9 protein-coding genes and 1 tRNA gene are annotated in these 12,273 nt (G+C 63.5%); 6 read left to right on the forward strand and 4 right to left on the reverse strand.

Annotated features, from left to right (window positions below; translation table 11 throughout):
* The first annotated feature begins 6 nt into the window (after positions 1-6).
* Both MTR64_RS00690 and MTR64_RS00695 read left to right on the forward strand, forming a co-directional pair.
* Complete coding sequence (locus MTR64_RS00690; RefSeq protein ID WP_243989781.1) at positions 7-1,428, forward strand: FAD-binding oxidoreductase; 1,422 nt, start codon at positions 7-9, stop codon at positions 1,426-1,428.
* Between the two features lie 126 nt (positions 1,429-1,554).
* Positions 1,555-2,325, forward strand: coding sequence for a SapC family protein (locus tag MTR64_RS00695; RefSeq protein WP_243989783.1), 771 nt, complete (start codon positions 1,555-1,557; stop codon positions 2,323-2,325).
* A 301-nt stretch (positions 2,326-2,626) separates the two neighbouring features.
* Here the strand turns inward: MTR64_RS00695 and MTR64_RS00700 are convergent, their stop codons facing one another.
* On the reverse strand, positions 2,627-3,577 hold the full coding sequence (locus MTR64_RS00700; protein ID WP_243989785.1) for an N-formylglutamate amidohydrolase: 951 nt from the start codon (positions 3,575-3,577) through the stop codon (positions 2,627-2,629).
* A 147-nt stretch (positions 3,578-3,724) separates the two neighbouring features.
* Between MTR64_RS00700 and cpdR the strand changes: the two genes are divergently transcribed.
* Positions 3,725-4,099 carry a cell cycle two-component system response regulator CpdR gene (cpdR, locus tag MTR64_RS00705; protein WP_243989787.1) on the forward strand — a complete coding sequence of 125 codons (375 nt, stop codon included), beginning with the start codon at positions 3,725-3,727 and terminating at the stop codon, positions 4,097-4,099.
* A gap of 100 nt (positions 4,100-4,199) precedes the next feature.
* Positions 4,200-4,274, forward strand: a tRNA-Val gene (locus MTR64_RS00710).
* Between the two features lie 40 nt (positions 4,275-4,314).
* On the opposite strand, the gene MTR64_RS00715 is transcribed toward MTR64_RS00710, so the two are convergent.
* The gene (locus MTR64_RS00715; protein ID WP_243989789.1) at positions 4,315-5,076 is read right to left on the reverse strand and encodes a crotonase/enoyl-CoA hydratase family protein; all 762 of its coding nucleotides are present in this window, start codon (positions 5,074-5,076) and stop codon (positions 4,315-4,317) included.
* Between the two features lie 135 nt (positions 5,077-5,211).
* On the opposite strand from MTR64_RS00715, the gene MTR64_RS00720 reads away from it, so the two are divergent.
* Both MTR64_RS00720 and MTR64_RS00725 read left to right on the forward strand, forming a co-directional pair.
* Positions 5,212-6,441 carry an NADP-dependent isocitrate dehydrogenase gene (locus MTR64_RS00720; protein ID WP_243989791.1) on the forward strand — a complete coding sequence of 410 codons (1,230 nt, stop codon included), beginning with the start codon at positions 5,212-5,214 and terminating at the stop codon, positions 6,439-6,441.
* Positions 6,442-6,924: 483 nt separating this feature from the next.
* Entirely contained in the window at positions 6,925-8,337 is a 1,413-nt protein-coding gene (locus MTR64_RS00725) for a mechanosensitive ion channel domain-containing protein (RefSeq protein ID WP_243989793.1), read from the forward strand.
* A gap of 225 nt (positions 8,338-8,562) precedes the next feature.
* Here MTR64_RS00725 and MTR64_RS00730 read toward each other — a convergent pair whose 3' ends face one another.
* Together MTR64_RS00730 and MTR64_RS00735 are read right to left on the reverse strand one after the other, a co-directional pair.
* Entirely contained in the window at positions 8,563-9,654 is a 1,092-nt protein-coding gene (locus MTR64_RS00730; protein ID WP_243989795.1) for a transporter substrate-binding domain-containing protein, read from the reverse strand.
* Positions 9,655-9,812: 158 nt separating this feature from the next.
* Positions 9,813-12,236 carry a TonB-dependent receptor gene (locus MTR64_RS00735; protein WP_243989797.1) on the reverse strand — a complete coding sequence of 808 codons (2,424 nt, stop codon included), beginning with the start codon at positions 12,234-12,236 and terminating at the stop codon, positions 9,813-9,815.
* Positions 12,237-12,273 lie beyond the last annotated feature (37 nt).

Consider the following 12,273-nt stretch of genomic DNA (forward strand, 5'->3'; position numbering starts at 1 on the left):
AGAGGCATGAGCACCTCTGCAGATTTCCTCGAAGAAGCCAGCACGAGCCTTGGGCCGCGCGGCTTCACTCGCGATTCAGACCTCGTCGAGCCCTGGCTTACCGATTGGCGCGGTCGCTTCACCGGCCGCGCCTGCGGCCTGGCTTCGCCCGCCAGTACCGAGGAACTTGCGCGTATCGTCCGGCTGTGCGCAGCACATAACGTGCCGATCGTCCCTCAGGGCGGCAACAGCGGCATGTCCGGCGGCGCCACCCCCGACGAATCCGGCCATACCCTGCTGCTCTCCCTGCGGCGGATGAATGCAATCCGCGAGATCGACACCGAGGCGCGCCGCGTGACCTGCGAGGCGGGCGTGGTGCTGCAAACCTTGCACGAAGCCACCGAGGACAAGGGACTGCGCTTTCCGCTGACACTGGGCGGGAAAGGCTCGGCCACTGTCGGCGGCCTGATCTCGACCAACGCCGGCGGATCGCAGGTCTTGCGCCACGGCTCGATGCGCGCGCTCGTGCTGGGCCTCGAGGCCGTTCTGGCCGACGGTCAGGTCCTTTCGATGCTGACACCGCTGAAGAAGGACAACCGGGGCTTCGACCTCAAACAGTTGCTGATCGGGTCCGAAGGTACGATGGGCATCGTCACCGCAGCCACGCTCAAGTTGCTTCCAGCCGTTGCGGAGCGCGTGGTGATCTGGGCGGGCCTGCCTTCGCTTGGCGCCGCCCGCACCCTGCTGCTGCACTGCGAGGACAGCGTGGGCAACGCCCTAGAAGGCTTCGAAGTCATGCCGCAGGCCTGCCTCGATGCAGTGTTGAAACACCTGCCCTCTGCCCGCGCCCCGCTGGAAGGACGCCATGCCTGGCACGCCCTGATCGAGGTCGTAGCGGACCGCACTTCGGCAGCCACCTTGCGCGAGCGTTGCGAGACGATGATGGCAGCGGCGTTCGACAAGGATCTTCTCGAAGACGCGACGATGTCCGCCAGCGAGGCTCAGGCTGAAGCTTTTTGGCTGCTGCGCGAGTCGGTGGCCCCTGCGGAGCGCGAGCGCGGCCCCGCCGTCCAGCACGACATTTCCGTCCCCGTAGAAAAGATGCCCGAATTCGTAGACACCACCGCGCCGATGATCGAGGCAAAATGGCCGGGCACGGAAGCGGTCGCATTCGGCCATCTGGGCGACGGCAATGTGCACTACCATGTCATCGCGCCTGCTGTGACGGACGGCCTCGTCTGGCAGAAGGGTGAAGGCAAAGCCATCAGCCGGTACGTGCACGATCTTGTCACTGAATGGGGCGGCTCGATTTCGGCCGAACACGGCATTGGCCAGCTCAAGCGTGACGAGCTTGCCCGGCTTGGCGATCCGGTAGCGCTATCGATGCTGCGCGCGGTCAAGCAGGCCCTCGACCCGCAGGGCCTGCTCAACCCCGGAAAGCTGGTCTGACCGCGCACCCCCGCCCCTCGCTCCCGCAATCCCCGGCGGGCTCAGACCTGTGCTTGCACCTGCCAGACCCAGCCTCTAAAGCGGCGCCACGATAATATATGTCTCATCACCTCCGGAGATAACGCGATGGCCACCGCGCCGCAAAATCCTGCCCTGCCCCTGTTCTACAAGGACCTCATCCCGCTCAATTCACAGCAGCACGCAAACTGGAAGACCCGGGGTACAGACAAAGCCACCTGGCTTGTCGGTGTGAACTCGATTCCATTGACGGTCGAAGAGTTTCCGCAGGCGCAGCGCAATTTCCCGATTATCTTCACTTCGGGCGAAAATCCGATTCCGCTGGCACTGATGGGCATGAACGAAGGCATCAATGTCTTCGTCGACGAGGACGGCACGCTGAACACCCCTGTCTATGTTCCCGCTTACGCCCGTCGCTATCCCTACATGCTTGCCAAGCTGCGCCCCGATAGCGAAGAACTTTCACTCTGCGTCGACCCGACCAGCGACCTGATCGGCGAGTTCGAGGACGGCCAGCCCCTGTTCGAGAGCGCCGAGCCGACCGAAGCCACGAAGAACATGCTCAAGTTCTGCGAGAACTTCGAGATTGCCGGCACCAAGACCGGCAATTTCATGAACGAGCTCAAGAAGCACGACCTGCTGATGGACGGTGAGCTCAACATCGATACCGGCGACGGCAAGCCGTTCAATTATCGAGGCTTCCAGATGATCGACGAGACCAAGCTGCGCGACGTTCGCGGCGACGTGCTGCGCCAGTGGAACCAGAACGGCCTGCTGCCGCTGATCTACGCACACCTGTTCTCGCTTGAGCTGGTCCGTGACATTTTCGGCCGCCAGATGGCGCAGGGCAAGATGCCACAGCCGATCATGACCACCTGATTTATAAGAATATTTCAGGATTTTGGGCGGAAGTTATTGCAGATTTGTCACACTTCCGCCCAATCTAACAAACACTGTAAACCAGTGCTGGACAAAACCAGCCGGTTTTGCATCAACGAATCACTTGAATGTCGCCTCAGGTATGCGTATGCTGGTATCACCTGATCGGCGCTACCCTCATGGCCCGGTTGGGTTTGGTGCACATCGTGCACCTCCTCCCTGAACCTTGGCCACCTCGTGCGATGCACGGGGTGGTTTTTTATGAGGCACTCGCGGCAAGGCGTTCGGTCCACGCAGCGTTTTATTCCGCCGCCAGTGGCCAGCCTTTTCCGCTCTGCTCCTGCCCCAACTCAGACACTACGTCCGCAAGCCGCCGCACCAGAGCGCTGAGATCATCGATCACCGCAGCCATGCCCGGCCCCGGTTCAACAAGCCCCGGATCAAGATAGCAACTGCGATCGACCTCGACCTGAAGTGCGTGAATGCCACCACGCGGATCGGCATGGCGCTCCAGTACATAGCCACCAGCATAGGGCCGGTTGTGCGCGGCTTCGCGACGCACGGCAGCCATCTGGGAAAAAGCCGCCGCGATCAGCCGGCCATGGCAGGCCGCTCCGAAACGGTCTCCGATCACCACTTCGGTCGGCGCCATGCCCGTCCGCACCGGAAGCGGCGGCATCGAATGCAGGTCAATCAGCAGTGCCGCCCCCCACCTGTCGCGCAGATTGGCCAGCGCGCCATCCAGTGTTGCGTGGTACGGCGCATGAATCCCTTCGATCCTGCGGGTCAGTTCCACGCCCTCCATCCGGCGACGCCACAACTCCCCCACTCCGGTCAGGCGGCGTGGAATAAGGCCAAGACCACTGCGCACACGGCGGCTCGGTGAAGCCGTGCCACCTTTGGGCCGGTCGGCCTGAGCGAACATGTCCCAGTCAACATCGTCCGGAGCCCGGTTGAGATCGATCATCGCACGCGGGGCGTTCGCCATCAGAAGAGTGGCACCGGTCTCCTTGGCAATGCCCTGGGCAAGTCTGTCGACGTACCGGTCCTCAAGACGCAGCGCGACCGATTCGGAGTGGCGCATGTCGCGCAGAAGCGCACTCGAATACGCCCGCCCGGCATGCGGCACGGCAATCAGCACCGGAATCGCAGACGGTTCGCTCGCGCGCAAAACAAAGGCAGGAATCCCGGGCGCTCCGGGAATCCACCCCCGCCCGCCTTGCGAATCGTTATCGACCGGACTGATTGCCATTGCCAAACGCTGGCGCTTTCATCTTGCCGAGTCAAAGCGTCCCGTTCCCGGTCAGTCTCGAATTCGGGCAAGAATGTTAACCGGCAAAGCGCTATGAACGGTCATCAGCACAGCCCTTGTCGCAATGAACAATCTGGAATTCAGGCCATGATCCGCATCCTCCTTGCCGAAGACGACCAAGCCATGCGCACCTACCTCGCGCGGGCGCTGGAGAATGCCGGCTACGATGTGGTCGCGGTTGATCGCGGCTCCGAAGCCGTCCCCCATCTCGAAACCGAGACTTTCGACCTGCTGCTCTCGGACATCGTCATGCCGGAGATGGACGGCATCGAACTGGCCCAGCGCTGCGCCGAAGTCTCACCGATGACCAAGGTCATGTTCATCACCGGCTTTGCCGCCGTTACACTGCGCGCCAGCCGTGAAGCGCCCCAGGCCAAGGTGCTGTCCAAGCCCTTCCACCTGCGCGACATCGTGATGGAAGTGCAGCGCGTTTTCGGCCTCAGCGCGCACGCCCAGCTTTGACGGAAAATTTCCTGCCCAAAGCGCTTGCATCAACAAAACGGCGACGCTAAAGGGCCAGTCCTCCGAGCGGGACACCCCCACTCAGAGGCTCGATTGGAATGGGCGTATAGCTCAGTGGTAGAGCACTATGTTGACATCGTAGGGGTCGCAAGTTCAATCCTTGCTACGCCCACCATTCCTTGAAAACCCGCCGGAAACGGCGGGTTTTCTGCTTTCTAGCACCCTTTCCATTCCGGCTTGCGCTTCTCGGAGAAAGCCCGCGCGCCCTCCTTGGCGTCTTCCGAGGTAAAGATGTGCGCGATGTAGGGATTCTGGTGCGTATTGATGTCCTCGACCGGCCAGAGCCACGAATCGCGCACAATGCCCTTGGTCGCGGCGACGGCCAGCGGACCATTGGCGGCAATGATTTCGGCCAGTTCCCGTGCCGCCTCGATGGCCGGGCCTTCGGTCACACGGTTGACCAGCCCCAGTTCGAATGCCCGCACCGCCCCGATCGCATCCCCCGTCAGCGCGAGTTCCATCGCGAGCGGGCGGGGCAGCAGCCGCGGCAGTTGCACGGCACCTCCGCCAGCCGCGACCAGACCGCGCTTCACTTCGGGAATGCCGAACTTCGCATCCACATTGGCAACGATCAGGTCACATGCCAGCGCCAGTTCCATGCCACCTGCCAGCGCGTGGCCGTCCACCGCGGCGATGATCGGCTTGTTTGGCGTCCAGGTGCAGATCCCGCCAAATCCGCCGCGTTCGTCGACCGGGAACTCGCCGCGCAGGAAGCCCTTGAGGTCCATGCCAGCGCAGAACATGCCTCCTGCCCCGGTCAGGATCGCACAGCGCAGTTCGGCATCCGCATCGAGCCGGTCCATCGCCGCGCCTATGGCTTCGGCGGCCGACTTGGTCATGGCGTTGCGCGCCTCGGGCCGGTTGATGGTCACTTCCAGCACGCCGCCACGTGCGGCAACCAGCACCTCGTCCGTCATCCAACGCTTCCTCCCTGCGATTTGTGTCAGGCTGGCGCCCGAAACACCGCCTGTAAAGCCGATACTTGCCTTGCTAAGCGCAACCAGCGTGCCTAAGAGACGCCCAAATTCTCATCCCCAGGGGAGCTTTCGCGAATGGCAAAGATCAAGGTAGTAAACCCTGTCGTCGAAATGGACGGCGACGAAATGACCCGGATCATCTGGCAGTGGATCCGTGAACGTCTGATTCTCCCCTACCTCGACATCGACCTCAAGTACTACGACCTCTCGGTCGAAAAGCGCGACGAGACCGACGACCAGATCACCGTCGATGCCGCCAACGCCACCAAGCAGTATGGCGTTGCCGTGAAGTGCGCGACGATCACCCCCGACGAAGCCCGCGTCGAGGAATTCAGCCTCAAGAAGATGTGGAAGTCGCCCAACGGCACGATCCGCAACATCCTCGGCGGCGTCGTCTTCCGCGAGCCGATCGTGATCTCGAACGTTCCCCGCCTGGTTCCGGGCTGGACCGACCCGATCGTCGTCGGCCGTCACGCCTTCGGTGACCAGTACCGCGCCACCGACACGCTGATCCCGGGCCCGGGCAAGCTGCGCCTCGTATTCGACGGCGAGAATGGCGAGAAGATCGACCTCGACGTGTTCGACTTCCCGAGCGCCGGCGTCGCCATGGCAATGTACAACCTCGACGAGTCGATCCGCGACTTCGCGCGCGCCTCGTTCAACTACGGCCTCAACCTCGGCTGGCCGGTGTATCTGTCGACCAAGAACACGATCATGAAGGCCTACGACGGCCGCTTCAAGGACCTGTTCCAGGAAGTGTTCGACTCCGAAGGCTTCGCCGAGAAGTTCAAGGCCGCGGGCATCACCTACGAGCACCGCCTGATCGACGACATGGTCGCCTCGGCGCTCAAGTGGTCGGGCAAGTTCGTCTGGGCCTGCAAGAACTACGACGGTGACGTCCAGTCGGACACCGTGGCGCAGGGCTTCGGCTCGCTGGGCCTGATGACCTCGGTCCTGATGGCGCCCGACGGCAAGACCGTGGAAGCCGAAGCGGCCCACGGCACCGTCACCCGCCACTACCGCCAGCACCAGCAGGGCAAGTCGACCTCGACCAACCCGATCGCCTCGATCTTCGCCTGGACCCGTGGCCTTGCCTATCGCGGCAAGTTCGACGGCACCCCAGAGGTCACTGCCTTCGCCGAAACGCTCGAGCGCGTCTGCATCGAGACCGTCGAGGAAGGCAAGATGACCAAGGACCTCGCGCTGCTGATCGGCCCGGACCAGAGCTGGATGACCACCGAGCAGTTCTTCGAGGCCATCGTCGAGAACCTCGAAAAGGAAATGAAGGCCCAAGGTCTCGGCTAAGGTTGGGTCTGGGCTGATCTAGCCACCCTGCCCTCAAGGCTTTCGAAAAACCCCCTTCCGGCAACGGGAGGGGGCTTTTTCGTGGCCGGGCGGCCAGCGCTTCCCTGCAAAGTGACACGCCAGGTTGACACGATTGACACGGTCCAGAGGAAAAACCTGTCACCTTGGACCGAATGTGTCACCTTGGCCGCCGGAAGTGTCACCTTGCGGCGCGAATGTGTCGCCTTGCACCCACCGTGGTGTCACCTTGCAAGGCAGGCCGAGAGCTCAAGCCGCAGCAGGCGATGCTCATCCGGCAGCCGTATCGACAGTTCAAAGAGCGAGGGCCGATAAACCGCGCGCAGTGTGGCAGGCACAGCCCATGTAGGAAAATGTTTCCGGTGCAACGCAAGCAGGCGGCCGCGACCATGCCGGTTTGACATCGCACCCCACAAGCCACCATGCTCCACGCTGCAGACAAACGACCCGGAGGCATTGGTGGGAGTGGACAAGCAAGCCGGACTTATTGTCCGCACCGGTGCACTGCTACTGTTCGTATGGCTCGCCTGCAGCCCTGCACTCCCCGCGGCCACCGCAGCCCTTCCGGAGGTTTCGCCGCAGCCACAGGCCGAAACCAGCCCTGCGCCGGGCCAGACCATCGGCGACACCAGCGAAGCGGGTTCGGATGAACGCATAGCCCGGCGCATCGAAGGCATTTTCGCCGCCGTGCCCGCGCTGCGCAATGTGACCGTCTCGGTGCGGCAGGGGGTCGTCGCGCTGGATGGCACTGTCGCCACGCCCGACGATATCGGCCGGGCCGAGCAGATCGCCTCGCGCATTGTCGGTGTGGTGACGGTCGAGAACGGCATCGAGCGCAAGGTCTCGGTGGAGGACAGCGTCCAGTCGCTTGGCGGCTTCTCGGACAAACTGGCGAATTTCGTGAAGATGCTGCCGCTGATCGGCGCCGCGCTGGCCGTGGCCCTGCTGATCGCACTGGTGGGATACGCCCTCGCCGCATCGACATGGCTCTGGCGGCGGCTGGCGCCGAACTCGTTCCTCACCGAACTGATCGCGAGCGCCATTCGTTTCGTCTTCGTGATGGGCGGCCTTGTCATCGCGCTGCAGATGGTCGGCGCGGGCGGCCTGCTGGGCGCGGTCCTGGGCGGCGCCGGGATCGTCGGCATCGCGCTGGGCTTTGCCATGCGCGACACGATCGAGAACTACGTCGCATCCATCATGCTCTCGGTGCGCCAGCCCTTCCGCGCCAACGACTGGATCGTGATCGATCAATACGAAGGCCGCGTGATCCGCCTGACCAGCCGCGCAACGATCCTGATGACGCTGGACGGCAACCACTTGCGCATCCCGAACAGCACGGTCTTCAAGGCTGTGATCCTCAACTACACGCGCAACCCCCAGCGACGGTTCGATTTCGAACTCGGCATCAATGCCGACGCCGATCCGACCGTGGCGCGGCATCTCGGCGTCGACGCGCTGGAACAGCTGGGCTTCGTCCTGAAAGATCCGCCACCTTCCGCCCGCATCGAACAGGTCGGCGATTCCAACATCGTCATCAAGTTCCTTGGCTGGATCGATCAGACTGACACGGACTGGTACAAGGCTCGCAGTCGCGCCATTCCGGCCGTGAAAAGTGCCCTCGAATCCGCCGGCTTCGCCTTGCCCGAACCGATCTACCGCCTGCGTTTCGACCAGAACGCACCGCTGCCGCTGCGCAACGTCACGGGCGAAACGCCTCTGGCGGAGCCGAAAGCAACGTTTGCGGCAGAGGAGGAGGACGAAGGTACGCAGGAACACGTTGCGCCCGACGAAGTGATCGCCGAAATGGTCGAGAAGGAACGCCGGCAGGCGCCGGAAGCGGACAAGGACCTGCTCGATCCCCGCCGTCCGGTGGAATAGCGGGGCCGTGCCGCCGCACCGACGAACCTGAGCGGCGTGGCGACATTCGTGCCCGTCTTTGCCAGATAGCCCCGCTGCGGCTAACTTCGCCTGCGGCTCAGCAAATCTCGCGGCCCTCCCGCAGGCGGGAGGGCAAAACCGGGTTATCAAGTGACGCTGCTACGGGGCGCGGAGTCCCCCCTACCGCTTGCGGGAAGGGTTGGAGATGGGCCTTCTCCACGCCCTCTAGTCCCGTTTCCCCAATGTCTGCGCCACTGCCTCGCGCCATTCGTGGCTGCGGATGTAGCGCAGGAGAGAGACATCGAACGGCTCGCGCAAGGGACTGCCCTGATGAAAGGCGATGCCATAGTCCTGACGCCCGAACGTGCCCGGCACCAGTTGCAGATCCTTTGTGTGCGACTGGCGCACCACATAGCGCAGCAGCGGTTCGTCATAGACGAAGGCGTCGATCTTGCCGTCCTTTAGCGCCGCGAGACCGGCCTCGACGCTGGGATAGCCGGCAAAAGCAATCCGTTCGCGCCGCAGCCAGTCATCGCTGGCCGTGCCGCTGATCGAACCCACGGCCACTTGCGCCAGATCGTCCGGCCTCGTGATCGCGCCTGTCAGCCGGCCTGCCGTCAGCGACGAGGCTATCATGCCGGTGAACGTCGAAATGATGATGATCGCCGTGAACATCCATACCAGCGCAATCGCCTTGCCCGCGGGCGTGCGCGGGGCCTTGTCGCCATAACCCACGGTGGTCATCGTAACGGCGGAAAACCAGAAGCCGGAACCGATGCCGCTGGCGTTGTCTGCGAATTCCTCCGGGTTACGCTTGCGCTCGGCCAGCCAGAACAGGAACCCCACCAGCAGCAGCAGCGCCGAAAGCGCCAGCACCGCCTTGAAGAAACCCCAGGTGAAGAAATTCTGCATCAGCGCCAGCCACGCGGTGGGCGACTTGCGCACGGCTATGCCGAAACCGGTGGTGGTGAACGGCTGGGTGAAATCCACCTTCTCCTCACGATCCGCCGTTATCGTGAGCGCGCCGACGCTGGCGGCATAGCGGCCATCGGCGACGCCATCGACCATGTCGTCGAGCCCGGTTTCCACGAAGCGGTAGTCATAGCCCTGCTCGGCGGCGATGCTGCGCCACAGATCGATCGCGAGGCCGTGCCACTGTCCGTCCGCGCCTTTCATCGCGAACGGCGGCGCCTCGCGCGTGGCGATGTGCATTTTGGCCGGGACCGCTTCGGCCGCCACCGCGCGCGGCGGCATGACCATCGACAGAGCTGCAAGAACAAGAGAAACAACAACAGCGAGCAATTTCAGCAGCTTCAACAGGGTTCATTCTCCCGGCAATCTGGCTTCACGGCAGCGCATGGCGGCTCCGGCATGGCTTCAGCATACAAAAAAGCCCGCCGCTTCCAAGGAAGGGCGGGCTTTTCTTTTGGCGCCGTCGTCACAAGCGGCGCCACGGGGGGCTGGTTATGCGGCGATCAGAAAGCGACTTGCGCTTCCAGACCGAAAGTCCGCGGCGGGTTGAAGTTGCCGTAGTCGCCCAGCACCTTGTCGTTCGCGGCAGAGCGGCGATAGATGTAGGTGGTGTTGAACAGGTTGCGCGACCAGGCCGAGACGGTCAGCTTCTGGCCGCCATCACCCATCGGGATGTCCGCCAGCGCAATGCTGCCGTTGACCACGAAGCTCTTGTCGGTGCGCGTCGGCTCGTTCTGGAAGCTGTACACCGGATCGGAGTAGTTGCCGTCGATGTGCATGCGCAGGCTCATGCCGTTGCCCGAGACCGGCACGTCGAAGTCGATGTAGCCCGAAGCCGCGTTTTCCGGCGTGTACACGGTGTAGACCTGATAGAGCGCCCCGCCCAGGTTGGGGTTCGGCGTCGGCGGCACCGTGATGTGGGTATAGGCATAGGACGCGCCCAGCGTCAGGTTGTCGACCGGACGGACCGTCAGCTGCGCCTCGACGCCCCGGATCTTCGAGGTGCCCGGCGCATTGGCCGTGTTTTCGGTGTGCAGGTTGAAGGTCGGGTTCGGCGTCACCCCGTCGGGCAGGTAGGGGTTGGTATCGACGTTGTCGAAGTCGGTCTGCGTGCCGGTGCGGTCCATGATGTAACCGGCAAGGTTCAGGCGGACGTGATGGTCGAGGAAGTCCATCTTGGCGCCGACTTCATACGACTTCACCTTTTCCGGGCCGAAGGCGAGGAAGGTCGCCGAACGGTCGTTGGCACCGCCGGCGCGGTAACCGGTCGCGTACTTGGCGTAGAGGTTCACGTCCTGCGTGGCATCCCAGGCCAGCGTCACCATCGGGTCGAAGCGGCCCTTGTCATACGTGAAGGTCCACGGGGTATCGACACCCGAGACCATGGTCAGCGCACCGTGGCGCTTGTCCTTGGTGTAGCGGCCGCCCACGGTCAGGTGGACCACGTCGACCGGCGACCAGGTGGCCTGCGCGAAAGCGGCGTAGCTGTGCGCGGTGGCGTTGCTGTCACGCTGGACGAACCAGGAATCGCGGTCCCAGCCGTTGTTGCTGCCGGTGATGGTGCCGTTCACGATCGCGCTGTTGATCGTGTAGGCGGTGCCGTCCGCGTTCCAGGTGTTCGAGGCGGGCGTGGCCGCCAGTTCATGCGCGTATTCGGTGAAGTAGTAGAGGCCGGCCACGTAATCGAGGTGCGGCAGGCTGCCGACAATCTGGAATTCCTGGCTGAACTGGTGCTGCGACAGGTGCGAGAGGCTGTAACGGCTGAACGGCGTGTTGGGCGCGTAGATCGTGCGCGCCGGACCGCCCGAGTTGTCCCACTGGTCGGTGGTGACGCCGCGCCATGCGGTGATCGAGCGCAGTTCGATCGACGGGGCGACTTCCCACTTGAGGTTGGCCGAAAAGCCGCTGGTTGCATCGACGCTGGGCTGCTGCGGCACGCCGACCTGCGCGCTCTTCAGGCGCTTGCCGCCAGTAGGCGTGATGATCGGCGCCAGCGGTGCGATGCAGACGTTGGTGGTCTTGTTGCAGGCAGTGCCGTTGTAGGTGAGGATGCCGCCGACATAGGAGCCGACATTCTCGTTCAGCGGGTTATAGCTGATCAGCTGGCTGAAGTTCGGCGTATTCTCGTCCCTGGCCTTGTCATAAGCGAAGGTCGCGCTGAAGCCCTTGATCGGTTCCCACTTGGCGGTGATGCGGCCGCCCACGTCGTTGTGGTAGTTCCAGCCGGTCTGGCCCGCGAGCGGATCCTTCACGGTAGCGTCCTGATGCTGGATCAGGCCGTCGACCTTGACCGAAACGTCGTGGACTTCCGGCAGGTTCATATGGAGCTGGCCGGTGTAGCTGCCGTAGTTGCCCACGCCCGCGCTCATGCGGCCGCCGAATTCGCCGGTCGGCTGCTTGGTGACGATGCTGACCGCGCCGCCTTCGGTGTTGCGGCCGAACAGCGTGCCCTGCGGTCCTTCCAGAACCTCGATCTGGCTCACGTCGAACAGCGCCGCGTTGAGGCCCTGCGAGCGGCCGAGATAGACGCCGTCGATGTAGACGCCCACGCCGGTATCGCGCGCGGTCTGGTTCTGGTCGAAGGGCACGATGCCGCGGATGCCGACAGTGAGCGCGGACTGGCGCGCCTCGAACGTGGCGACGCGCAGGGTTGGCACCGAACCGTCGGCCAGATCGATCAGGCTCTGGATGTGGCGGTCCTTGAGCATCGTGGGATCGACCACCGCAATGGCGATCGGAGTTTTCTGCAGGTTGGTCTCGCGCTTGGTGGCAGTGACGACGATCTGGTTCAGCCCCTCACCGGCTGCGGCATCATCGGCGACGGCGGCGGAAGAGGCGCCGGATTCATCGTCCGCGAACGCGGGCGCCGCAGCGGCCAGCGCGAGAATGCAGGTGGAAAGACAGAGTGAAACAGCTTTGATACGCACGTTGGTGCTCCCTGATGGCAATCGCCGCGGGAGCTTT

The organism is Novosphingobium album (ex Hu et al. 2023), assembly GCF_022832385.1.
Lineage (GTDB): Bacteria > Pseudomonadota > Alphaproteobacteria > Sphingomonadales > Sphingomonadaceae > Novosphingobium > Novosphingobium album.